General features: G+C 40.6%; 21 protein-coding genes. 9 read left to right on the top strand and 12 right to left on the bottom strand.

Annotated features, from left to right (window positions below; all coding sequences use genetic code 11):
• Positions 1-80 precede the first annotated feature (80 nt).
• Both recR and WD048_06295 read left to right on the top strand, forming a co-directional pair.
• The gene (recR, locus tag WD048_06300) at positions 81-701 is read left to right on the top strand and encodes a recombination mediator RecR (protein MEX0811808.1); all 621 of its coding nucleotides are present in this window, start codon (positions 81-83) and stop codon (positions 699-701) included.
• 3 nt (positions 702-704) lie between these two features.
• Positions 705-2,666, top strand: coding sequence for a glycosyltransferase (locus tag WD048_06295; protein MEX0811807.1), 1,962 nt, complete (start codon positions 705-707; stop codon positions 2,664-2,666).
• Positions 2,667-3,025: 359 nt separating this feature from the next.
• Here the strand turns inward: WD048_06295 and WD048_06290 are convergent, their stop codons facing one another.
• The 3 genes from WD048_06290 to WD048_06280 all read right to left on the bottom strand — a co-directional run bounded on the left by WD048_06290 (position 3,026) and on the right by WD048_06280 (position 5,156).
• Positions 3,026-3,481, bottom strand: a complete 456-nt coding sequence (locus WD048_06290) for a DUF3368 domain-containing protein (protein MEX0811806.1) — start codon at positions 3,479-3,481, stop codon at positions 3,026-3,028.
• Positions 3,474-3,692 (bottom strand): UPF0175 family protein, encoded by a 219-nt coding sequence (locus WD048_06285; GenBank protein MEX0811805.1) that lies wholly within the window; start codon positions 3,690-3,692, stop codon positions 3,474-3,476. The genes WD048_06290 and WD048_06285 overlap by 8 nt, the downstream gene beginning before the upstream one ends.
• Positions 3,693-3,800: 108 nt before the next feature.
• The gene (locus tag WD048_06280; protein MEX0811804.1) at positions 3,801-5,156 is read right to left on the bottom strand and encodes a sigma-54 dependent transcriptional regulator; all 1,356 of its coding nucleotides are present in this window, start codon (positions 5,154-5,156) and stop codon (positions 3,801-3,803) included.
• 90 nt (positions 5,157-5,246) lie between these two features.
• Between WD048_06280 and WD048_06275 the strand changes: the two genes are divergently transcribed.
• A complete protein-coding gene (locus WD048_06275; protein ID MEX0811803.1) occupies positions 5,247-6,098 on the top strand; it encodes a TraB/GumN family protein in 852 nt (283 codons plus the stop codon).
• A 202-nt stretch (positions 6,099-6,300) separates the two neighbouring features.
• On the opposite strand, the gene WD048_06270 is transcribed toward WD048_06275, so the two are convergent.
• Together WD048_06270 and WD048_06265 are read right to left on the bottom strand one after the other, a co-directional pair.
• Complete coding sequence (locus WD048_06270) at positions 6,301-7,008, bottom strand: SAM-dependent methyltransferase (GenBank protein MEX0811802.1); 708 nt, start codon at positions 7,006-7,008, stop codon at positions 6,301-6,303.
• Entirely contained in the window at positions 6,998-7,849 is an 852-nt protein-coding gene (locus WD048_06265) for an EI24 domain-containing protein (GenBank protein ID MEX0811801.1), read from the bottom strand. Before WD048_06265 ends, WD048_06270 begins: the two co-directional genes overlap by 11 nt.
• 34 nt (positions 7,850-7,883) lie before the next feature.
• Between WD048_06265 and WD048_06260 the strand changes: the two genes are divergently transcribed.
• The gene (locus tag WD048_06260) at positions 7,884-8,483 is read left to right on the top strand and encodes a DNA-3-methyladenine glycosylase (protein ID MEX0811800.1); all 600 of its coding nucleotides are present in this window, start codon (positions 7,884-7,886) and stop codon (positions 8,481-8,483) included.
• Here the strand turns inward: WD048_06260 and WD048_06255 are convergent, their stop codons facing one another.
• The 6 genes from WD048_06255 to WD048_06230 form a co-directional block, all read right to left on the bottom strand.
• Positions 8,484-15,137: a gliding motility-associated C-terminal domain-containing protein gene (locus WD048_06255; GenBank protein MEX0811799.1), complete on the bottom strand. Its 6,654-nt coding sequence runs from the start codon at positions 15,135-15,137 to the stop codon at positions 8,484-8,486.
• Between the two features lie 96 nt (positions 15,138-15,233).
• Positions 15,234-16,238 carry a PorP/SprF family type IX secretion system membrane protein gene (locus tag WD048_06250; protein ID MEX0811798.1) on the bottom strand — a complete coding sequence of 335 codons (1,005 nt, stop codon included), beginning with the start codon at positions 16,236-16,238 and terminating at the stop codon, positions 15,234-15,236.
• Positions 16,239-16,302: 64 nt separating this feature from the next.
• On the bottom strand, positions 16,303-16,950 hold the full coding sequence (gene upp / locus WD048_06245; protein MEX0811797.1) for a uracil phosphoribosyltransferase: 648 nt from the start codon (positions 16,948-16,950) through the stop codon (positions 16,303-16,305).
• 5 nt (positions 16,951-16,955) lie between these two features.
• A complete protein-coding gene (locus tag WD048_06240) occupies positions 16,956-17,873 on the bottom strand; it encodes a hypothetical protein (protein MEX0811796.1) in 918 nt (305 codons plus the stop codon).
• Positions 17,874-17,876: 3 nt separating this feature from the next.
• Positions 17,877-19,196, bottom strand: coding sequence for a polysaccharide deacetylase family protein (locus WD048_06235; GenBank protein MEX0811795.1), 1,320 nt, complete (start codon positions 19,194-19,196; stop codon positions 17,877-17,879).
• Positions 19,193-19,861: a 3-hydroxyacyl-CoA dehydrogenase family protein gene (locus WD048_06230; GenBank protein ID MEX0811794.1), complete on the bottom strand. Its 669-nt coding sequence runs from the start codon at positions 19,859-19,861 to the stop codon at positions 19,193-19,195. The genes WD048_06235 and WD048_06230 overlap by 4 nt, the downstream gene beginning before the upstream one ends.
• A gap of 177 nt (positions 19,862-20,038) precedes the next feature.
• Between WD048_06230 and WD048_06225 the strand changes: the two genes are divergently transcribed.
• Both WD048_06225 and WD048_06220 read left to right on the top strand, forming a co-directional pair.
• Entirely contained in the window at positions 20,039-20,428 is a 390-nt protein-coding gene (locus WD048_06225; protein MEX0811793.1) for a Rid family detoxifying hydrolase, read from the top strand.
• Positions 20,429-20,501: 73 nt separating this feature from the next.
• Positions 20,502-21,122: an START domain-containing protein gene (locus tag WD048_06220; GenBank protein MEX0811792.1), complete on the top strand. Its 621-nt coding sequence runs from the start codon at positions 20,502-20,504 to the stop codon at positions 21,120-21,122.
• A 127-nt stretch (positions 21,123-21,249) separates the two neighbouring features.
• Here WD048_06220 and WD048_06215 read toward each other — a convergent pair whose 3' ends face one another.
• Positions 21,250-22,959 (bottom strand): alpha-glucosidase, encoded by a 1,710-nt coding sequence (locus WD048_06215; GenBank protein MEX0811791.1) that lies wholly within the window; start codon positions 22,957-22,959, stop codon positions 21,250-21,252.
• A gap of 372 nt (positions 22,960-23,331) precedes the next feature.
• Between WD048_06215 and WD048_06210 the strand changes: the two genes are divergently transcribed.
• The 3 genes from WD048_06210 to WD048_06200 are packed head-to-tail and all read left to right on the top strand — an operon-like array spanning position 23,332 to position 24,925.
• Positions 23,332-24,105: a glycoside hydrolase family 16 protein gene (locus WD048_06210; protein ID MEX0811790.1), complete on the top strand. Its 774-nt coding sequence runs from the start codon at positions 23,332-23,334 to the stop codon at positions 24,103-24,105.
• On the top strand, positions 24,102-24,611 hold the full coding sequence (locus tag WD048_06205; protein MEX0811789.1) for an NADPH-dependent FMN reductase: 510 nt from the start codon (positions 24,102-24,104) through the stop codon (positions 24,609-24,611). The genes WD048_06210 and WD048_06205 overlap by 4 nt, the downstream gene beginning before the upstream one ends.
• Before the next feature lie 23 nt (positions 24,612-24,634).
• A complete protein-coding gene (locus tag WD048_06200) occupies positions 24,635-24,925 on the top strand; it encodes a helix-turn-helix transcriptional regulator (protein ID MEX0811788.1) in 291 nt (96 codons plus the stop codon).
• Positions 24,926-25,212 lie beyond the last annotated feature (287 nt).

The raw sequence follows: 25,212 nt of genomic DNA, 5'->3' as shown, positions 1-25,212 counted from the left end.
TTTAATAGAAATAAATGAGAAGTTTGCCTTTTGTTCTGTGGATACTGCTAAAGTAGCTATCTTAATGGACATTTTCCGCTATGAATATACCATCCAAATTAATAGAATCGGCTGTAAATGAATTTGCGCGGCTTCCCGGTATAGGGAAAAAAACAGCACTCCGCCTGGTATTGCACTTGCTGAAGAAAAAGCCCGAAGAAGTGGAGCATTTTTCAGAAACCATAAGCAGAATGCGCAATGAAATTCAATTTTGCCAGCGCTGCCATAATGTTTCCGATCACAGCTTGTGCAATATTTGTGAAAGTCCGGCAAGAGATGAACAAGTGATCTGCGTTGTAGAGAATATCCGCGATCTGATGGCTATAGAATCTACCAATTCCTTCCGGGGCAGCTATCATGTGCTGGGCGGTGTTATATCTCCAATGGATGGCATAGGGCCGGAGGATTTGGAAATTGCTTCGCTGGAAAAGCGCGTTGCAGAATTTGAGGTCAAAGAATTGATCATGGCCATGAGTCCGACTATGGAAGGCGACACAACAATTTTTTATCTTACACGCATGTTTAGAGAAAAGCCGGTACAGATCACCGCTATTTCCAGGGGTATTTCTTTTGGAGGCGAACTGGAATATACCGATGAACTAACACTGGCGCGTTCTATACACAATCGATTGCCCTTTGATAAATACCTTTCGCAAAAATAATGCATGCAGCTATCTGTCGTCATAGTTAATTATAATGTAAAATACTTTATCGAGCAGGCACTGTACAGTGTTGAACGCGCTATTGAAGGTATGGATGCTGAAGTCATTGTGGTCGATAATGCCTCGGGCGATGGCTCTACCGATTTGATCAAAGCGCGTTTTCCGGGTGTGCGCTTAATTTGCAATGATAAAAATACAGGTTTTGCAGTGGCCAATAACCAGGCCATTGCATTGGCAAAAGGAAAATATGTACTCTTGCTAAATCCCGATACGGTGCTGCCAGAAAATGCGCTGAAAAAATGCTGCGAATATATGGAGCAGCACAGCGATGTTGGGGCACTTGGTGTGAAAATGCTCGATGGACAGGGGCAATTTTTGCCAGAATCAAAAAGAGCGCTGCCCACACCGCTGGTTTCTTTCTATAAAATATTTGGACTGGCAGAGCTTTTCCCCCATTCAAAGCGATTTGCACGCTATCACCTGGGTTATCTCGATAAGGATGAAAACCATGAAGTAGATGTGCTGGCCGGAGCCTTTATGTTTATCAGGAAAGCAGCACTGGATAAATCCGGGCTTTTTGATGAAGCATTTTTTATGTATGGCGAAGACATTGACCTTTCCTATCGCATTCAGCAGAGTGGTTTCAAATTGATGTATCTGTCGGAAGTGGAAATTTTGCACTACAAGGGAGAAAGCACCAAGCGCGGCAGCCTAAATTATGTGCGCATATTTTACAATGCCATGATCATTTTTGCTGAAAAGCATTTCAGTGGAAAACGCGCGCAATTGTATTCCCGAATGATTCATTTTGCAGTTTACCTGCGGGCGGGGATGAGCCTGATGAGGCGCTTTTTAGCAAAGCTTCTGCTGCCTCTTTCCGATGCGCTTTTGATCTTGGCCGGACTGCATTTGTCCATGGATTTTTGGGCGGAAACGGTCAAGCATGATCCAAATTATTATGAAAACAATGTGTCAGGAGTATTGAGTCTTGTCTATACATTTATCTGGTTAATCAGTCTCTATTTCAACGGAGCATACGACCGCCCCTTTCGCTTTTTCAGGTTGGTGCGAGGTGTGTTTATCGGCACAATATTCATTGCCGTACTCTATGCTTTCCTGGAAGAAAATTTCCGCTTTTCAAGGGCATTGATCCTTTTGGGCAGTATTTGGGCCATTTTCAGTACTACGGCATTGCGCTCAATTTGGAATTTCTTTAGTAGACGATCTTTTGCTTTTGATACGGAGCGGAGCAACAGGCTTGCAATTGTAGGAGGGCTGAAAGAAGGGAAGCGCGCTTTATCGCTGCTTTCCCAGGCGGGGGTTGATTATCGTTTTATCGGATATATTTTGCCCGAAAAAATGCAGGAGCAAAACAGTCACGTGCTTGGGAGTTTTGAAAATATAGAAACGCTTTGCAATTGGTATGAAATAGAAGAGCTCATTTTTTGCAATGTCGATATTGAATTCAAGGACATTGTACACTGCATGCAAAGCTTGGGTGGCAAGGTTCAATTTAAAACCATCACCCCTGGTAGCAATAGCATTATTGGCAGCAATTCAAAAAAATCTGCCGGAGATCTTTATGCCATAGATTTTAACCTGGCCATTGACCGGCCCATGCAGCGAAGAAACAAGCGCGTGATGGATTTAATACTGGCTTTTATTATGCTTATTGCTTTTCCTCTGCTGCTCTTTTGGGTAAAAAATTCCTTGCAATTGCTCAAAAATATTATTGGGGTAATTGTAGGCAAAGTAAGTTGGGTAGGCTACGAAAAAGGAGAATTTGATTATGGCAATTTTACACTTCCAAAAGTAAAACCCGGGGTATTGTACCCTTCGTCTGTATTTTCCAAAATACCTGACAACAACACAAAAGCGCGACTGAATCTGCTTTATGCCAAAGATTATTCGGTTTATAGTGATTTGAGGATTTTGGGGAAGGCTTTGATGGGGAGGGTGATGTAGAATATTTAATATATAGTTGACTTATTAAAAAATATTCGTTATGTTTAATTTGTACGTTGTAATGGGCAACGATAGGATTAATAATCTACCTATATAAAAAATAATCTAAATAACATGGATTATTTTATAATTATTATCACGATAATCATTGTGATAAGATTTAATGAAATTTCTATTGAATTACCCTTTTTTAAAATTAAGGCTAAAAAGTAGGAATGAAGAAAAACTGGTACTTACCAAGTGCCAGTTTTTTTACATTAAGAGATATAATAGTATCAAAATGTTACTTCTTCAGCCCCTTTGTGAAACCAAAATTACTGCCACAGAGTCAGCCAAAGATATAGGAGAATTAATAGGTTTTACTTGCTGTATTTTTTTATAATTTGGTTCAGTAATTTATCAGATAATCGAAAGCCGGAATTAACGATTTTAAGTATTGTTTCTATCACATCAACAGGCAAGCCTCTTTTATTTGCCAACAAAACAATACCAATGGTTCCAATAATATTTATCTGAAGAGAATGTGCTATTTTCCTGCCTTTTAGCTCATCAATTATAAGCGTGGAATCTTTAGCTTCGAGAGCCAAGGCAATGGAATTGGCTTCTCCTTTGTCCAACTTTTTCTCAAGATCTAATTGCTTTTGCTTGTCACTTACTTCGCTAGTTTTTATCCAGCTGGGAAGTTTACCGCCAAACTCGGCTTTTACTTCTTTTGTAATGGTAATTTTTTGATACAGACTTTTCAGCAAATCGATTTTGCCAATTTTTGAAAGTACAATTAGGCAACTTGTATCTGCTATAATAAGCTTAGCCATTGATGATATTTTCTAAATCATCTGTATCTTCTCCAAATATGGAAACCCCATACTGACCAAGACTTTCAATGAAATTCCTTTTTGTTGTCCCGGCAAATTCAGCAGCTTGACCTGAGGACATTATTCCCTTTTCGTAAAAGAAAGAAGCGAGTTTCATTTTCACTTCTTTTTCATCCACAGTATCTGGCAAATTAAAGGAGACCGTTTTCATTTCAATAAATTTAGATAGAGGATAAATGTAATTATTACAGCAATTATAATATTTATAACGAAACTGAATGGCTTAAGTTTCAATAATAACCATGGGTCAAAGCAAAAATCAATTTTTCTTCAACCCGTATTTCTCCATTTTACTGTAGAGGTGGCTGCGCTGAATTTCTATCTCTTCAGCAGTTTTGGAAATATTCCACCCGAATTTTTCAAGTTTATACTCTATAAATATTTTCTCCATATGATCGCGGAAATCCTGGAATTTTTTGTATTCATCAAACATATCCATATTAAAGGTGTCGGATTTTGCAGAAGGCGCATAAGCCACCACCTCATCTTCAGTAATCTTATTATCGCTTAATATCACCAGGCGCTCAATGGTATTGTGCAATTCGCGAATATTCCCAGTCCAGTTGACTTCCTGCAATCGCGCAAGTGCTTTGGGTGTGATCACCTTTTTGGGCGAGCCGTAATCTTCACAAATTTCTTTCACAAATTTTTCCGCCAAAAGCGGAATGTCTTCTGTTCTTTCATTCAGCGAGGGAACATGTATCAATATCACGCTCAGGCGATGATAAAGGTCCATTCTGAAATTGCTCTCTTCAATTTCTTTGATCAAATCTTTATTTGTGGCTGCAATAACCCGCACATCCACTTTGATTTCTTTATCGCCTCCAACCCGGGTGATTTTTCCTTCCTGCAAGGCCCTAAGCACTTTGGATTGTGCAGAGGGGCTCATGTCGCCAATTTCATCAAGAAAAAGAGTGCCTCCATCGGCTTGTTCAAATTTACCGATGCGCTGTTTAATAGCAGAAGTAAATGCCCCCTTTTCGTGTCCGAACAATTCGCTTTCAATCAAATCTGTGGGAATAGCAGCACAATTGACCTCTACCAATGTGGCATTGGCCCTGCTGCTCTTTTCATGGATCCAGCGGGCTACCAGTTCTTTGCCCGTTCCATTGTCGCCTGTGATCAATACGCGTGCATCAGTAGGCGCTACGCGTTCTATGGTATCTTTAATTTTCTGAATGCTTGGAGAATCACCAATGATCTCACGGGTCTTGGTCACCTTTCGCTTTAAAACTTTGGTTTCAGTGATCAGGTTGGTTTTGTCCAGCGCATTTCTCACCGTGATCAAAAGGCGGTTCAAATCCATTGGTTTGGAGATGAAATCGTAAGCCCCTTTTTTAACAGCTTCCACTGCATTGTCAACTGTAGCATGGCCGGAAATCATGATCACCGGAGTATCCGACAAAATTTTCATCGACTCTTCCAGCACTTCCATGCCATCCATTTTCGGCATTTTAATATCCAGAAAAATGGCATCATAAGGATTGGACTTGATCATCTCCAAACCTTTTTGTCCATTTTCTGCTTCTTCTATGGTATAACCCTCATATTCAAGCACTTCGCGCATAGTATTGCGAATACTTTTTTCATCGTCAATTATTAGTAGCCGGGCCATATGCTTTTGTTTATTTTTGTTCTTGGCTAATTTATGCGAATAATCAGGGATTGTATAATATTTTGGACAAAATCCCGAAAATCATTTTTGATGAGACTGTTTTTAATTCAAATATTGCTCTTAACGGCTGTACTGCTTAATGCCAAAATGCCCAATGCCTTGATTTGGGAAATCAGTCACCCGGATATAGAACACAAAAGCTATTTGATGGGCACCATTCATATTGCTGATGCCAGGGTTCTTGAATTTTTTGAAACATACAAAGCGGAAACTTTTGATCATGCTGAAACTGTAGCGCTTGAAATTGAAATGGACGGGAATGTTTTTGAAAATATTTTTCAGTTGATGGTACCTGAAGCTTCTTACAATATGAAAGCGCATTTAAGTGAAGCGGATTATCAACAGCTTTCGGAATGGCTGAAAAAAAAACACGGCATGAAATTGAGTCGCTTTGAAAGGATCAAGCCTATTTTCTTTTATTTTCTGATCAATGATTTTGGCCCTGGTGCCGACAATCAAATGTTTCTGGATGAATACATTTATCACCTCGCTGAAGAAAATGATAAAAAACGGGTGGGGCTGGAAGATGTCTCAGAACAGATAGCAGCATTTGACAGCATCCCTTACAGCGATCAGTTTGAGCTTTTGCTCAGTAGCCTTGATCAACGCAGAGGTGAAAAAAGGGCATACAACAAATTGCTTAAGGCATACACCAAGCAAAATTTGAACAAGCTTGAAAAGCTTATGGTAAAAGAAATGCCGGATATCTTTTACGAAATGCTGATAGACCGAAGGAATGAAAACATGACAGCAGCAATGCTTCCGATTTTGAAAGAAAGTGCTTCATTTATTGCAGTAGGTGCCGGGCATTTGCCAGGTGAAAATGGTTTGATTAAGTTGCTGAGAAAGGAAGGCTATATTTTAAAGCCAGTTTCGAATTAGTTCTTCCTAGCTTAAAGACACTCAAATGTTTCACTCCTTAAACCAACCGCTTTTAAAGGATGCGCTAACACACATCCTTCTGAATATTTCGCCCCTTCGGGGCTCAGGTATTACCATGCAAACAAAAGCCCCGAAGGGGTGAAATCACCAGAACGAAGGGTGACAGCCCTTCGTTATTTCAAAACCTGAAAGCCAACCTGCTTTAATAGGCTTTGCCCAAAAGAAAAACTGCCGGGCGTTTGTGATAATTGAGCTTCGTTTTTTTCCATTCGCTTACAGGCATGGTTTTGACTGTTTCCCCTGATAAGGTAAGATCACAAGCCACACAAAACAAGGTGTTCGGATTACAGGTATTTACTACGTCTTCTATGAGCGCATGATTGCGATAAGGCGTTTCCATAAACATCTGGGTTTGTCCGTTGCGAAAAACATTCCGCTCCAAATCCCTGATTGCATTTTGCCGCTCTTTTTTGGGAATGGGCAAATAGCCGTGAAAGGCAAAACTTTGGCCGTTGAGTCCCGAAGCGGCAAGTGCAAGTAACAGGGCATTGGGACCAACCAAAGGTTTTACAGTGATCTTATTTTCCTGAGCTATCTGAACTAAAAACTGTCCGGGATCTGCCACGCAGGGCATTCCCGCTTCGGATATCACTCCCATATCGTGGCCTGAAAGCAATGGTTCCAGACATTGCAATACATCTTCTTTTTCGCTGCGTTTGCCAATATCAAACAACTCAACTTCATCAAAATTTGCAGTAAACCCCAGGCTGCGCAAAAATCTTCGTGCTGTTTTTTCGCGCTCTACAGCAAAATAGCGCAGGGGCATTAGGTATTCTTTTACGTATTCGGGAATCGTGAAATTACTGGCTTCTCCCAGGCTGGATGGTATAAGGATCAATTTACCGGGCATCTTTATCTTTTTTTTCTAAGTCTATAATTCCTATGGTGGCTGCAACTATACTGTAAACAGGCAAAGCAGAAAGCACCAACACGGGAAGTAAGAACAGGTATTTAAAAATTAGGCTGAACAACAATAGGGGAAAAATAGCTACAAAAGAGGGTAAAATAAAAACAGTATTAAAAACTGCCCCATTGCCCAGTGTAAAAGTAAAATGTTTATTAATAAATCGAGTGCCTTCGGCAATGCTCATTTTTTTTCTCTCGCAATAATAATCGATCATAGAATAACCAAAGAAATAGGATTCGGCCATGAATGTAAACCCCGGGCTCAGTATGCCCACTACAGGGATAAATGATGACAGTGCAAATAGCAAGGTAAATAAAAGCTCAAGAAATAAATTGCGCAATGCTACCAAGACCCCTCTGAATGCATTGTACAGAAAAATTTTTATTTCAAAGGGATAAGTTTTGCCAGTATAGAGTTCCTCGGTTTTCTCTGAAAGATAGGCCAGAAGTGGAGCCAAAAAGACAAGTATCAGGTACTTGAAAAAGCTGAGATAGACCAATACTATGATCAGGCGAAATAAAATTTCAAGGAAAAAACGAAAAATATCGATCAGAAAATTTAATTTTCCCCAATCCCATTCTTTGGCATTCATACTTTCAAATATCCATGCTGTGGCCATATCTGCATAGCCCCAGCCTATGGATACGAAAGCGAAAAAAATTAGAATATTCAAAACGACCGGAAGCAGCATCCAATAGTAGAGCCTGTGTTGAATAATAAAATGATGTGCTTTTTTATAAGCGGAAAAAGCTTTTTGGATTTCTTTTAAATAATTGCCCATCATTAAATTTGTGTTCTTGCGAATTTAAAATTATCCAATGACAAAATTGAGTAGAGATTTTTACCTGCGTGATAATGTAGTGCAAATTGCCCGCGAATTGCTCGGAAAGAGAATTGTGAGTAATATTAATGGACAATTGAGTTCAGGAATTATTGTAGAAACGGAAGCTTATTCAGGTAAAAATGATAAGGCTTGTCATGCCAATGCAGGGAAATTGACAAAACGCACCTCAGTAATGTTTGAAGCAGGCGGAAAGGCTTATGTTTACCTTTGCTACGGCATTCATCACCTTTTCAATATTGTGACCAATCAAGAAGGCAATGCCGATGCAGTTTTGATCAGAGCTATTCAACCCGATCAGGGCTTGGAAATAATGCAGGAAAGAAGAAATTTCCCAAAACCGGAATACCGCATTAGCTCAGGGCCGGGTTGTTTGAGTCAGGCTTTGGGTATCCGCACATCCCACAATAAAACAGACCTTACGAAAAATGAAATCTGGCTGGAAGAATCCAACTATAAGGTGAAGCAAATCAAAAGCTCTCCGCGAATTGGAGTGGATTATGCCGGAGCGGATGCAGCCCTTGAATGGCGGTTTATTATAAAAAACAATCCCTGGGTGAGTGTTAGTAAAAGATGATTAGCGTATGAGTGTCACACTTCCTTTCAATGATTTCTCATAACCATCCATGTAGATGACCCTTACGTGATAAACATATACATCGGGATTTTGCAACTCTCCTTTGTAATAACCACCCCATCCTTCTTCCATATCAGTAGTACGAAATACCAGCTCACCCCAGCGGTTGAATATTTTCAATTCAAATATCGCCACGCCAAAGGAAAAGACATTGAATTTATCATTGACACCATCTCCATTTGGCGTAAATACATTGGGGGCATCAAGCATTTTATCCATCGGATCTACAAATACAGTAATTTTTGCTTCTGCTTCACAACCGTTTTCATCTATAATGCGTACAGTATAAACTGTTGTTTCCTCAGGAGAAACGTTGACATTATCACAGCTTATGCAATCAATATCCTGATCGGGAGTCCAAACGAAATCGGGTAGGCCGACTGTATTTCCTCCTGAGCTTGCCTGTAAGTCGGCATCCTGCCCAAATGATAATTTCACTGAATCCGGATCAATATTGACTTCGGGTGGAGCAGGGTCGTTCAAGGTAACATCGGCATCAATACTGCAATCGTTGGCATCTGTTGCAACTACCGTATAAGTTCCTGCAGAAAGCCCACTTGCAGTATCATTATTTTGTTCAGGAACTGTGTTCCATGAATAGCCGAATCCACCGACTCCACCACTTGCATTTGCAAATGCATAGCCATCCTCACTACCTGCACATATTGGATCTATTGTACTTGTATTGATATCCAAAGGCGGTGGTTCACTGATGCTTCCAGAGGCAGAGGCAGGACAATTGTTGGCATCCAGTACATCTACCTGGTAATTTCCGGCAGCTAAACCATCAAAAACATTGCTGCTTTGATAAGTACCGCCATTCAATGAATAAGTGAATGGAGCAGTACCCCCATTGGTCTGAACTTCAAGTATGCCATCGTTTCCTCCATTACAGTTAACGGTTGTATTGATTAAAGATGCAGTCAATGAATCGGGATTTACAATGTCGAAATTATCTTCAACAGTACATCCCATTGCATCTGAAATGGTGACTCCGTAATTTCCTTCGGCCAATCCTGTAGCTTGGTTTCCTGAACCTGCAGGCGTGCTCCATGTATAAGTGAAGTTGCCGCCTCCTCCGGTGACATTGCTAATGCTAATAGTCCCATCATTTTCATTGTAGCAGGAAATATCTACAACTTCTGTTTCCCATAAAATTGAATCAGGTGCTGCAACTGTAGCAGTATCTACAATAAAACAAGCACTTGCATCGGTTACAGTAACCGTATAAGTTCCAGGTGTTAGATCAATAGCCTGCGCTGTATTCTGTGATTGATCATCAGACCATTGATAAGAAGTAATTGGGTTGGGGCCATTTGCATTTACTTCAGCAGAGCCATCGCTACTGTAGAAACATGAAGCAGGCGTACTTGAAGTACTGCTTTGCATGCCTGGGGGATCTGTAATCTGAATACTGTCAATAGCGATACAAGCATTGTCATCAGTAATAGTGACAGTATAAGTTCCTGCAAAAAGTCCGAATGCAGTATCATTCAACTGAACAGGACTGCTGTTCCATTCATAAGTATAAGGAGCTGTTCCCCCGGAAATAGCTTCAACAAACGCAATGGCATCATCATAGCCCAAACAACTTGGTGCTTCAGCATTTAGGCTAAAGACCAGCGCATCAGGTTCTTCTATTGTGGCAGTGGTATCAGCAGTACATTGATTTGAATCGCGAATTTCTACAGTATAAGTGCCTGCTGTAAGTCCTGAGAAAGTATCAGATGCCTGATAATTGGCTCCGCCATCTATTGAATATTCAAAGGGTGAAATTCCACCACTGACTACATCAGCGATAAGCATACCATTATCACCATTATTGCAGGAAACAGCAAAAGAATCCAGCAGAAGAATAATTTCTTCGGGATTGATGATCTCAAATGAATCAATCCACATACAATTGTTGTCATCTACCACTGTTACGGTGTACCACCCTTCAGACAGGTTGTCAATAGAAGAAGTGTTTGGTCCACTGGACCAACTGTAATTGTATCCCGGAGTGCCTCCACTCACATTCAGGGTTATTTCACCATCATCTGCATTGTAGCAGGAAATTTGTGTAATATCCACATCTACGGAAATTGAATCCGGAGCATCAACTGTGGCAGTATCCATTACAGAACAACCTAAACTATCTGTAATTGTGAGGTAATACTCCCCTGCATTAAGCCCGGTAATCAGTGAATCGTTTGAAGGCAAAGACCATTCGTAAGTCGCAATTGGGTTTGGCCCGTTGGGTATGGCGGCCAAAGCACCGTCAGCAGCATCGTAACACGATTCATCGGTTACATCTATTTGAGACAACAATGGTGGAGGATCCTGAAGTATTGCGGTATCCGTTACCACACATGAATTCACGTCCGTTACAATAGAAACATAAGTTCCGGCTGGTAATCCACCAATTGAATCACCGGTAGTTATTGGGTTTGTATTCCATTCATAAATATAGCCTCCCGAGCCACCATCGGCCTGGGCTCTCAAATAGCCAGTGCTATCACCGGGACACAATGGATCAACTGCATCAAAAATATTGACAAACATGGAATCGGGCTGTGAAATGGTAACAGTTGCCACGGAAAAACAACCAACAGCATCTGTACCGGTAACCTCATAGGTTCCAGCACAAAGGTTTATGATTGTTGGTGTTACAGGCCCGTGAGCCCATTGATAAGAATAAGGGGGTGTTCCGTTTGCCATCGCTGCTTGAGCCATTCCATCACATGCTCCAAAACAAGTTGCATTCACACTCTGACTGATATAAGCTATTGGTGCGCCACTTGAAGGCACATAAACAAAAGCAGTATCAAAACAGCCGGTCAGGGCATCTGTTACAGTTACACTATAGTTGCCGGTGAATAGATCTGTTGCTGTAGCCGTTTGTTGGTTATTGGCATCGCTGTTCCACTGGTAATTATACACACCACTTCCACCTGTAGCAGATACTGTTGCGCTTCCATCATCGGCACAGGTCGCATCTTGTGCTGAAGTAGTTAAGTCAGGAGTGGGGTTAATATTGATCTGTACATCCATTGATGTGGGGCAGTTTCCATTTGCATTCTGGGATGTAATTGTATAATTAAAAGTATCAGGAGCATTAATTGTATAAGTGCCAATGGTATCTTCAAAAATATATTGATTGGGACTCCAGTTGTAATTGTCAGCACCACTAAGATTAACCTGAATTGGATCTCCGGCACAACCTGCAGTATCGCCACTAAGAGCAATTGTGGGTGCAGTTTCAACAATCAGGGTTACGGAATCCGGTAAGGACCAACCACAACAATCGGTTTCAACACGGAGTTTTATGGTAAATGTGCCCGCAGTATTAAATGTCAGATTTTCCACATTTTGTGTAGAATAGGTATTGGGGCTTACCGCTCCTCCCATATCCCAGTCATAGGCTATTCCCGGAGTAGGTGAAAGTATGTCTTCTGTATCTCCCTGGCAAACCGTAAATGTGTCAGTGCCTGTTTCAGTAGCTGTGGATGTAATTTCAGGTGTAAAAGTAGATACATCAATAGCAACATTTATAAATCCGGTATAGGTATTTGAGCCGTACTGAATATTTTTTCTTCCAATTGTTGAGTACTGTGTGGTTACATTAGCTCCTGATGGGCTTGCTGGATTGGCTCCGGCACCCAAATTCCATGTTTGCGAAGTATTGCCACTGAAATCTACCGGGGTATTGGTACATTGCACGTCAGTAGCTGTAATGATTGGCTGTGTGGTAAGATTAAAAGCGTAATCTGCTGTAACTGGTGACACACCACCATCCTGATAAGTCAATAATGCAGAACCGGGCATACCAAAGCCACCTTCTCCACCATTACCGCCCCAGCCTCCCTGACCTCCGGGATTGGTTCCTGCTGCTCCGGCACCACCAGCACCGCCAGCGCCACCAGCTCCTCCGACACCACCAAGGCCACCTTCTCCACGAGTTCCGGTATAAAGTTCACAATCTGTAAAATTTCCGTTGTTTCCATTGTTGTAAAAGAAAACAGCATATGTGGATGCACCACCGGCACCTCCTTCGCCACCCTGGCCGCCCTGGCCGCCTCCGCCTCCGCCACCACCGGCAAGGCTACCTGAGGCTCCGCCTCCGCCACCACCGCTACCACCGGTACCGTCCTCACCGGAAGGACCGTTAGGGCCGGGTATCCAAAAACCACCTACATAAGAACCGGGCAGTCCAATTTGAATGGTATTATCAGCGCCATCTGTTCCGTTGGTACCATTGTTACCGGCACCACCACCAGTACCTCCATTTCCTCCAAAAATAGCACCCCCATCAGCACCGCCACCTGAAGCTCCGTTACTGCCACCGGTGCCGCCACCGCCACCGCCACCGCCATTGCGGCTTCCTCCTGTTGAGCCGTCATTGTTTGCAGTTCCTCCTGAAACACCCACAGCACCATTACCTCCAGTAGTGCCTTGTCCTGCAGCTCCTGCCTGGCCATTGGCACCATCATCACCGGGAAAACCATCACTGGCATTACAGGAAATTATACGGGTACGTACAAAATCATAATTGGAACAACCTGTAAGGTGAACGCCATAGCATGATGTGGAAAGTGTATTGGGATCATCAACCTGTATAGTGATGTCCTGGAATCTGAAGTATTGTTTGGAATTGATGTAAAAAGCAACAAGCCTGCGGGCATCTGTAGGGCCATCTGGGTTAAGGTTGCTTCTTCTTATTGTTGTTGCACCCACCTGGCTGGTTTTGGTCCAATTGGTGGCAGTATTGAATCCGCCCTCCAAGGTCATATAGCTACTGATATTCGAAATAGCCTCGTCAATATAGTAAGTCCCTGTTGCCAGCTTAATGGTCACATTATTACATTGCCCCATCGCTATGGCAGATTGCAAATCTGTAGGATCGCTTTTTGACATTCCCCCACCGGTTCCATTTGTAGTAACATAAATATTATTACAAACCTGGGCGGGAGGTGGTGGGTTGGGCTCAACTGTAGCAGTGGCAAAATCCGATGGGCATCCATCAGCATCGAAACCTTGCACATCATAGGTTTCTGTACCTGTAGGGCCTACGGTTATGCTTTGTCCGGTATCACCGTTACTCCATTGAAATGTAGTTGCGGTATTACTTGAGGCAGAAAGAATAATGGAATCTCCTGAGCAAATGGTACTGTTTGCCGGAAAAACACTGATACTGGGTTTGGGTTTTCTTACAACAGTCACATTATCTGTAGAAACACAGGCATCGGGATAGGTCATTTCTACCTGGTAGGTAGTTGTGCTTGTGGGGTCAGCCACAGGATCCTGGCAATTATGACAGGAGAGTCCACTGCCGGACGGTGTCCAGGTATAAGTTCCGCTCGCTGATGAAGTGGCATTGAGTTGTACCGTTTCTCCCTGGCATAATACATGGTCAGGACCTGCATCCACCGGATCATTAGGGTTGGGGACAACTATTACAGTATAAGTATAATTGTTTACCCCTGGAATTGGACAGGCATCATCTTCTACTTGCATACTAAAAGAATGTGAACCCAAATCGTTTTGCCCCGGTGTCCAACAGAAAGTAGCTGAAGGATTGGCACCACTACCTACATTGAAACTTCCATCCGGAATACCGTTATTCCATGTCAACGAAACAACGTCACCTGCATCGTTATCATTGGAAAAAATATCAAAACAAAGCGGAAAACCGGCACAAATCTCAATTTCAAAATCAGTACCACCATCTATGCCAGTTGCTGTTGGCAATTGATTGCTGCAAGGCAAAACAATCAGCTGAAGATCGCGCATGGTAGTACCTACCAATTGTCCATTTCTAAATTCTCTTACCAATACTGTGACTACAGCTTGTTGTTGTCCCTGAGCATTAAAGTTCATTTGCCCGGTATTCTGATTAAAATTGAAAGGGCCATTTGTGTTCATCGGGCTTGTTGGGGTATGCCCCCCATTGTAGCCAATATTTTGACCAGGACCATCTAATGGATTTATAAGACTGTAGTGTAAAGAATCTCCATCAACATCAATTACTCCGTGATTATAATTGAACTCCTGACCTTCACATAGGTATGGTACTGGAAGATTTGTGAATACAGGTGAGTTATTGCAATTGGGCAATGTGTTGTCTAATGTAGCTTCAACATACATTGACTGGCTGCCAGGACTGCTAAGATTCGTTATGGCATTGTTCCGGCAACAAAGTCCGTAACTTATTCGCCAGTCATTGCATTGTTGAGGAAAGGTGTAAGTTGCCTCGTAAATATGTTGTTCAATTCCGGGCAAAGATCCTCCATTACATGCCGAATTGCCTAATTCAGCAAGGCAAACAGGTGAAACTTCTGAATAAGTGGTTTTACTAAGTGAAATACTGGTACTTATTCCGCATGAAGCAGAACTGATACTTATTGTTGCTGAACCGGGAGCACTTATCCCATCACAGTCTCTGTATAAATTTAGCCGGAACTGATACTGATTGCCTCCAAGGCAGGAATAATCCAAATCGACCCCTACTGCATGTGTAGCATTTGCCTGTTCTGAATAGAATAAACATGAAAGCAAAAAAACAAGCAGCACAGAACTTTTACAATAGATATAGTGTGTAAAAATTTCCCTCATCTTTTAAATATAGATTAATTACAATAGTATTTTACGACTTTTATCAAAAAAGTTAATGTTAAGATACGAATAATTATACTTTGATGCACGTTTTTTTTAAAAAGCAGGACAATATCTGACAGGTGAAAACTTATGGGGTGGTTCATTTTGATGAATATAAACTATGGAAACTTCTACAGCGCCATTTCCATTGTTTGCTTCTTTCCAGGTAGAGGTGGTTGCATCATAACTAAAGCCAATGCGCATATTATAAATTTCATAACCAAGATAAGCAACAAAGGCATCCTGAACACGATACCAACCGCCCAGATAAAAACTTGAATTTTCATTCACTTCATAACCAAAAGCAGTACCCGCAGTAATTTCCTGGGCAGTGTTTTGCGTGATATACATAAAGCCCGGAATAAAGTGCAGGTATTGGCCTATTTTAAAGTCAATAGATCCGTGCAGTGTATATTTCTGGCTCAGCCGGTTGTCAGAACCTGCAAGAAAATTTTCTTTGGGGCGAGCAATATGGCTAAAACTAAAGCCCACGTATGCATTCACCTGGTCGCTGAAGCGCGAATTCCAAACAATTCCTGCATTGATATCGGGATTGAAAACAGTGGTGTTATCGAAAGCTTCACCTGAAGGAACATTATTAAAACCATCATCACCATTGAATTGAGATTCAAAAGTGAGTTTATTGATATCTACCCTTTTTTGCAAAAAACCCACTGCAACACCCAGTGATAAGCGGTGCTTATTAAAGCGATCAAGCACTTTGTGGTAGGCATAAGATGCCATTACATTGTTGGTTGTAAGTGCGCCTTGCCCTGCATTGTCATTGTAAAAATAGATGCCGGCACCCATTTGGTCACCATTGAGTTTTTTGCGCATCAATGGCACATCTCCAAAAGCTGAAAAAGTGGAATAGGCTGAAGTGACAAACCATTGTTTGCGGTAATTGGCTCCTACTCTGAAATCTCCATTAAAGCCACCTGTCATTGCAGGGTTCAATGTTAAAGGGGATGCAAAATATTGTGAAAAATGAATATCCTGACCAAAGGAAAACAAACCGCTAAATATGATCGGTATTAATATGAACCAAAACTTCTTCATGCTGAATGTCCTAAAATTTTAAACTATAAAAATAACAGATTATACTTGCTTGAAAAAATAAAGTTTACTCCTGTGTTTTTTCACCAAAGGCCAAATCACCCGCATCACCCAGGCCGGGCACGATATAGGATTTAGCTGTGAGTTCTTCATCAATTGCTGCTGTCCATATGCTACAATCAATTTTTTCTGAAACATAATCTATTCCTTCTTTACTAGCAATAGCTGTGACAATATGAATAGCTTTGGGTTTTCCCAGAAGCAATATTTTTTTAAGACATTTTATCATTGAAGCTCCTGTCGCAAGCATTGGATCTGAAATAATCAGCACTTTGCCCTCAATATCAGGAGAGGTCAGATATTCTGCGCTTATAGTAAAAGATCCATCCTTGTCATGTTTTCTATATGCAGCGATAAATGCGTTTTCTGCCTGGTCAAAAAAATCGAGTAAACCTTCATGTAACGGGATACCTGCTCTTAGTATTGTTGCAAGTACAGGTTGGCTTTTGAGTTTACTTGTTTCTGAAATACCGAGCTGTGTGGTGGTTTCAACACTTGCCCATTCCAGTGTTCTGGAAATTTCATAGGCCATAATATTGCCTATTCTGTGCAAATTTTTCCTGAAACGCATACGGTCTTGCTGAATTTCAATATCCCTCAATTCCCGTATGTAGGCATTGACCAATGAATCTGTTTCTCCTAAATTTACAAGCATAATTTTTATTGCTTAAACCATTTGATATACCAAGGTAGCTGATTTCTTTTTATTTGCCAATATTTTACTGCTTCAGCACCAAATCCCTTGTAATATCGAGCTATAGAGGGAATCATTGACCCTTCAAAATCCAGGGTGAATTTTTTCTCACAATTTGCCCTGATTATGTAGTCGTAAAGCTGTGTCATGGCTCCAATGGATTTGCCGTAATCATTGCTTGCAGGCAATAGATTGATCATTCTGCTTTTTCCATAAATAAAATAGGCTGTTGCCACCAGATGATTTTCTTTTGAATAAACCCCATAAGTCCCGGCCATTCCATAATGCATAGATTGATAAATGATGCGATGCAATGTATGGTAATCTGCATTGCGCATAAAATCCAGATTTTGCCCGATATGTGTTTTAAAAAAGGAAACCAGTGTTTCAGGCTTTACATTGTTTGTAATTCTCAATTGGTTTTTTTCTGCTTTTTTAAGATTGCGCAGGGTGTTTTTAGAGTAATTCTTACGAATACTTTCATAGTCGTTTTGTAGTGAAAGCTCAAGATTGGTTTTTTCCCAGCGCTGAAAATCACTTCTGAGAAAAGGATTCATAAAATTGATGTTCTGATCAACCAGGGCAAATTCTTCAGGAATGGCATCTATAAACAGCTTGAGTAAATTTTGTGAAATGGGTTTTAATGAAAAAACGCCCAGTTGCTGTGCGAAAATTGGTGTGTAAATGTATTTCCACTTTAGTTTTTTATTCCAGGGGAGCGGCATCACAGCGCGATAATCGCCCAAAACCAGCCCGTCCCAGGTTTCAGCTACATTATCGAGGTACCAGGTGTAGCCATAGGGCAGGCTGTTTAGAGCAAAGTGCACACAGCCATTCCATTTTTTGTCTTCAATAGCTTCGCGTTTTAAGTACTTGATTTCCATGTATTATTTGCTAAGTGCCATTTTCACAACTTCTTCATAAACTTTTACCCAGCCTTTCCACTCGTTTTGGTCAGAAAGGGAATTGTTGTGCCACAAAGTGATTAAATTGCCATTGACCTTTTGTACTTCAGTAATAATCTGCCTGCAAGCTAAAATGGCTTGTTCTGGAGAATATTTTAAATAGTAATAAAGGCAGGCATCCATAATACAAAAAGGATAAATCAAGAGTTTTGTTTTGTTTTCAAGTGTGAGATTGTAAAAATAAAAGGGCTGACATACGCTTGCACGAAAACCTATATCAGAAGCATAGCCCATTGTGTAGTCTGCCTGAATGTCATTTTCTATCAATTGACTGTAGGTTTTTGGAAATGTTAGCATCAAAAAATGCTGCCTGCTCCTCGTGATCTCTCTTTTAAGGACTTTGCGTAGCTGGGCAATTTCCACACTTAGTTTTTCAGGTTCTTCATTTGATGCAAAGGATGGATGGATACCCACTTTGGCAAAATCATCTACCGACTTGATCAGGGATTGAAATTCGGTGATTTTGATAGAAATATTTTTATCGTATTCACCATATTCACCAACCAGGAAAAAGAAAACAGGCTCCAGATCATTTTTTTTGTGCAGGCTCAATAGATAATCGTAAGTATCAAAAGGGTCTTTTTTCAGTCCTAAATATACTTTTATGCGATCGGAAAAAATATTGTATTCACCCTGAAAAAGAGATTTGAACAGACCACCAACATTGCGGATCAGGCCTTTGTTTTTGTATGCAAAAGCACTGTCAATATCATAGGTGGGCGTGAAGTTGTATTTGGGTCTTTCTATTTTAATTTCCGGGAAATATTCTTTGAGAATCTCAGCAACTTCATTTATGTAATAATTGACTACCGGTGTTCTTAAAAAATCATTTTTATAGGCTAAACTTTCTTCTGCCGGATACCTGCCATACATATCTTTTACACAGGGCAAATATTCTTCATAGCGACTTACGAGGTAAAAAGCCGCTGCAAATGGATCATAGGGCAATACATAATCTTCATCTTCTACCTTAAAGAATACTTTATAGCCATTGTAATCCAAAACTTCAATTTCCTGTTTGCGAATTTTTTTTTCGAATAGGAGAAAAACTGCGCCAAAGCAAAGCTCATCAGGCATTGTCTGACTGCCATAGCAAATTTTAGCCCCGTCAAAACTATTGAATTCATCTATATTGTTGACAATCTTATAGGGCAAGCGCATGGATTCCTTAAAAAACAAATCGAAGGTGTACCGTGTCCGATTGGTAGTCTCAGGTGCGTAAACTATGAGTTCCGGACTCATGTGTAAAATTGTTTTTGAGTCAAATATTTTTGCTTTAGCAGGGGGCAAATTTTATAGCGTGCATCCCCAGTATCTTCAAAAATAGCTTTTAGTGTAGCATATACATCATTTATTCCAATTTCATCGGCCCATTCAAAGGGGCCTTTCGGATAATTGGTGCCCAGTTTCATCGCCTGATCTATGTCCTGAATTTCAGCTGTGCCCTCCTGCAAAGTATAGCAAGCCTCATTGATGATCATTAATATTACCCGTGGTGTAACCATGCCCACCCGGTCTTCAATTTCCTGAAACTCCCAGCCCAGTGTTTTGTTCAGTTTTTCAAAAGCTTTTTTTGATTCGGCATTCAGAAAGCTCATTTCTTTCAAGGGTCTGTCAATAAAACCATTTAAGGTGTTTAGCCCAGCTAAATCTGCTTTTAATTCCGTTGTATTTTGATATTCTGCCAGGCTATGCTTTACAGCCGAAACAATAAGCAGGGTGTTTTCCAAATTTGAGTAATGCCGGATCAGTTCGGGTTGATGGTCTATGTTCAGGTCGAAAATACAATCATAGTCTTTTACAGGTGCAGTTTCCGTTGAATTTGTTTCGTCATATTCAAGTGCACCGGGCAGTGTGGCAATAAGTTCTTTTCGCTGTTTTTCTGTTCCGGTAATCAGTATTTTCATACAAGGATTTGAGTTGTTTCATTAAATGATTCTAAATCTAATGGCATTCAATTATAGTGAATCGCTAATTTAGAAAATAATGGTTGCTTCAGTAACATATCATCTGGAAGAAGCAACAATGAAATTATTTTGATGAGTAGCTTTTTTCTTTAGCTATTATTTAAATTCGCCTTACTTATGCAAAAGAAAATAATCAACACTTCTAAAGCTCCAGCGCCCATAGGGCCATATAATCAAGCAGTTTCAGCTGCTGGATTTGTCTATGTATCGGGGCAAATATGTATAGATCCTGAAAATGGAGCAATAATAAATGAAAGCCTTGAGGCAGAAACACATCAGGTCTTGAATAATTTAAAAGCAGTATTAAATGCGGCCGGTTGCGAGCTTGATGATGTGCTAAAAACATCTATTTTTTTGTCGGACATGCGACTGTTTCAGGAGGTAAATGAAATTTATGCCAAATATTTTCCCAGTGACAATGCACCAGCCCGGGAATGTGTTGCAGTAAAAGCTTTGCCTAAAAATGTAAATGTGGAGATTTCAGCAATTGCCTTTATCGGAAAATAAAAATTAAATTTCCTTTCCAATAAACTTAATATCGGATTTCTCGTTTATTTTTACACAAAATATTTACCGACAAATGTATGCTGATTTAAAATTCTATCTGGGTGTTTTTTTGACTTCCATTTTGTTGATTATAAGTAATGGTTTAAAGGCTCAGGAAAATTGGGAATTGGCCAAAGAAAATGATGGTATTAAAGTTTTTACCCGAACTTCTAAAGATTCTAATTTTAAAGATGCCAAAGCCTTGGCTGATATTAACGCCAGTCTTGATGAAGTTTTAAACCTGTTGATGGATGTAAAATCGCACAAATCATGGATGGACAGAATAGTGGTTAGTGATTTAGTAGAACAGGTTTCGGATTCTGATTTTATCGTTTACTATAAAGTAAAGGCGCCCTGGCCTGTAAGCAATCGCGATGTTGTTTCTCATTATATCATCAAGCGTGTAGCACGTAATAAAGTCAAATTAATTGTAAAAGGAAGACCTGAAAAAGTGCCCGAAAAAGAAGGACTTGTTCGCATTAAAAGTGCCAATTCAGTTTGGGAAATTTTGGAAAATGAAAATGGAAGAGTAAGTATTGTCTTAATAACACAATCCGACCCTGGAGGAAATATTCCGGCTTGGCTGGCCAATTCTGCCGCATCCGACAATCCCTATAAAACTTTAATGGGATTGAAAGCAAAGGTCGAGGATTGAGTTGTCAATTTGCGACTAATCCTTAGAGCTAATCAGATGATTTGAAGATCAAAAACTTATCAGTTTTATAAGAAATATCTTTGGTAGTTTTTAAATGTCTTGTCAGGACGACCTGACAAAAGCACTTTTAATGTTCTTCAATTTTCAAAACCAATCCGCCCAAGCCAGAAATATTTGCTTGCTTCCCTTTTATAGCATCTTCCTGTCCGATGCCATAGATCATTTTGTAGGTCTCCCCTCCCAATTCTATAGATTGTGTTTTTTTGGAGAAATTCAGCAGGATCAAATATTTCTCCCCTTCAAATTCCCGATAATAAGCCAGCAAATTTTCGGGAAATTCCTTTTTACCTACAACGGACATACTGCCTTTACTAAAGGCATCGGTGCTGTTGCGCAGATCTAGTAATTCCCGGTAGGTATTCAACAAGGAATTTTCCTCGGCATTTTGCACGGCAACATTGCGCACCTCCGCACCATCGCTGATGGGCAGCCAAGGCTGTGCATTTTCAGTAGTAAATCCTGCATGGGCAGTAGTGTCCCATTGCATGGGCGTGCGGCAAACATCCCTATTGACGGGAACGGGCAGCCAATTGCGCAAAAACTGCGGCAGTCCCTTGAAAACATGCGAGATGGGATCAAGCGCATCCTTTTTTTTGATGTCGGCATTTTGCATTCCAATCTCTTCCCCATAATAAACGACAGGAACGCCCCGAAGGGTCATTTGGAATAAGGCGAGCAACTTGGCTTTTTCAATGCTATTGTCCAGCCGCTTCATACTGCGAAATTGATCGTGATTGCCAAAAACAATGGTAGGCATCAGTGGTTCGGGAAAATCTTCTTCAAATTCCGTGATCAAATCCCTGAAGAATCCGGCTTTGAAATCAAAATAAACCATATCAAACAAAAAGACCAGGTTCAGTCCATCTTGATTGTCGCCAAGCAAAGGCTTAATAGCAGTGGGCGGGCCTATGGCTTCTCCCACTAAAAATCGCTCGGGATTTTCAAATTCATCTATCACGGCCCGCAGTTCTTTAGCCAGCGCAATATTGTCAGGGTGGTTGATGTTATTGGTCTTTTCCTGAAAGCGCGCTTTCATGGCATCTTTTGAGGGCAAAATTTTAAACTTAAAAGGATTGTCGCTCAGATTTTCATCCTCCATGATGCAATTGAAAATATCCAGTCGAAAACCATCTACGCCTTTGCCGAGCCAATAACGCACAATGTCAAACATGGCCTCTTTTACCTCTGGATTGCGCCAATTGAGGTCGGGCTGAAAATCAAGAAAAGCTGTGTAGTACCACTGATCCCTTTCGGGCATATAATGCCAGGCGTCTTTATTGAACACATTTATCCAATTATTGGGCGGCTTTTTGCCCTGCCCATCGCTCCAAATATACCAGTCGCTTTTGGGATTGTCCCGGCTGCTGCTCGATTCCTTGAACCATTTGTGTTCAATGGAAGTGTGGTTCAGCACCAGGTCAAACACGATTTTCATACCGCGATCGTGAACGGCCTCAATGAGCGCATCAATATCTTGATTGCTGCCGTAATCTTCATCGGCATGGCGGTAGTCGCTGATATCGTAACCAAAATCACCTTGCGGACTTTGGTAGAAAGGGGAAAACCAAATGGTCTCAACCCCCAACGCCTTGATGTAATCCAGTTTGGAGATGATGCCTTTCAAATCGCCAATGCCATCGCCATCGGAGTCTTTGTATGATCTGGGGTAGATTTGATAAATGCTGGTGTGTTTCCACCATTCAGAATTCTGTGCTTGTGTTTGGTTTCCCCACAATCCAATTATTAGAAAAAATAAAAAGGCCCGTGTAAATGACATTAATTTAAATTTTTTAGACATTCAACTAAAAAAACACCTCATTTACCTTAATCCATGCTGCAAATGAGTGTTAATTGTCCGTCTATAACTAAGAGGCTTATTTCTCATCCAATATGCATCTGCACATCGTCCTGATTGACCACCGCCTGATGATTGAGGGCTATGATATGTTCTGTTTTGTTGTGCTCTACTTTTAAATTATGAGTACGAACGTACATTTTTAGTGGTAATTTTTTATAAATTTCATATCATTTAAAACAATTTGTTACATCATTGTTTTGTTTTTTGATATTCTGAGCAATAAATAATTTCTGAGTTCAGGTTATAAGAATTATGCGTTTATTTTTGAGCGAACTCACAAATTATCAGCAGATGTTTAAGGCTAAGCTTTTTTTATTTTTTGTTTGGGTTACTCAATTTGTTTATGGCCAGGAAATTCCGCTTAAGGGATATGAACTTGTCTGGTCGGATGAATTTGAGCAGGGAGAATTAGATGAAAGCAAATGGAGACACCGTTCGCTGGGAGAAAGACGGGACGCCATCAACATAAAAGAAGCGATAGAAATTCATCCGGGTGGGTATTTGATTATCCGTACCGAAAAAGTGGCCGACCAGATTTTTACAGGAATGATCAGTACACAAAACAAATTTATGCCCACCTACGGTTATTTTGAAACACGGGTTTATTTACCGCGCGAAAAAGGTTTGTGGGCGGCATTCTGGTTGCAATCTCCTACTTTCGGAAAGGTGATTGATGATATGGAAGCCTCTGGAGCAGAAATTGATATTTTCGAATATCTGGGCAATAATAAAAGACGTATACAACATGCTCTGCACTGGAATGGCTATGATGAAAATCTGGAATCACGAAGTCAAAAAGTAAGAGAACGTCAGCTGAGAAAAGGCTGGCATACATTTGGGCTTTTGTGGACAGCAGATGAATATGTTTATTATGTAAATGGCGAAGAAAACTGGCGTATTTCAGAAGCTGTTTCTCAAAGAAGTCAGTACATTATTTTAAGTGTGGAAGTGGGCGAATGGGCAGGAAAGATCAAAAGAGCTGATTTGCCCGAGAATTTTGTAGTGGATTATGTACGGGTTTATCAGGAAAAGGAGAATCAAAATATAGAAAACCAGGAAAAATGAAAATTTTAGCCATCTCCGGTTCTGCAAGCAAAGAGAGCTCAAATGCACTTTTGCTGAAAACAATAAAGGAACAGTTTTCTGCAAGCTATGATTTTGAGGTTTATGAAAACCTGAGAAATCTGCCGCTTTTTCGACCAGAGGACAATAAGGGCAAAATCCCGGAATCTGTTTTGGAATTGCGCCAAAAATGCAGCCAGGCAGATGCCCTGATTATTTGCACCCCCGAATACACACACAATATTCCCGCAGTGGTTAAAAATGCTCTGGAATGGATGACAGAATCGGGGGAACTGGCCGATAAGAAAATATTGCCCATCACATTTACACCCCATGAACCCCGTGGCGAATACGCCATGAAATCCTTGCTGTTTTCGTTGCAAACCATGAATGCCAGAGTTGTAACCCAGCTACCGCTTTACAAAACAGATGTTGAGATCAGGGACGGGAAAATGGAATTAAATGACGATTATCTTTTTTTGATTGGTGAGGCTTTGAAGCTGTTGTAAAATATTTTTAAAAACAGAAAATAATGAAAACTAAAACATGGGCGAAAATCAAGGATGATGTTTACGGTAAAAAAGGCACCGCTCGCAGAGATCATGTGGAAAGGGAGTTTGAATCATTTAAAATTGGCCTGCTTTTAAAAAAAGCCAGGGAAGACCGAAAGCTCACACAGGAACAATTGGCTCAACTGGTGAATAAAAAGCGAAGCTATATTTCAAGAGTAGAAAGTGACGGCAGTAATATTACCCTTAAAACACTCTTTGAAATAGTGGAAAAAGGCTTTGGAGGTAAATTGAATATTTCTATTGATATTTAGTAGTGTTTACAGATAGGGGCGCACGGCCGTGCGCTTCATAAATTGTCTCGTTGTCTGTCCTAAAAATAACTACCGTTTAAAGCCTTAACTTGGGCAAGCCAGAACCAAAGAGGGAACAAAAGAATTGTCAACCATACCACAGTAGCCAATGTAGCCACAAGGCATGCCTTGTGGCTACATTGGCTAGCTCAACAGAGCTGAAATTTAAATTTGGATAAATAATTTCCTTCTGAATGAACTGTGCTTAAAAGCAAATATTTTTTGAATAATTTTCATCAAAAGTTGTT

This window comes from Chitinophagales bacterium, from assembly GCA_040877935.1.
Classification (GTDB): Bacteria; Bacteroidota; Bacteroidia; order Chitinophagales; family CAIOSU01; genus JBBDNB01.
The sequence above is the reverse complement of the archived record's forward strand: the minus strand, read 5'-3'. Positions and strand labels throughout refer to the sequence as shown.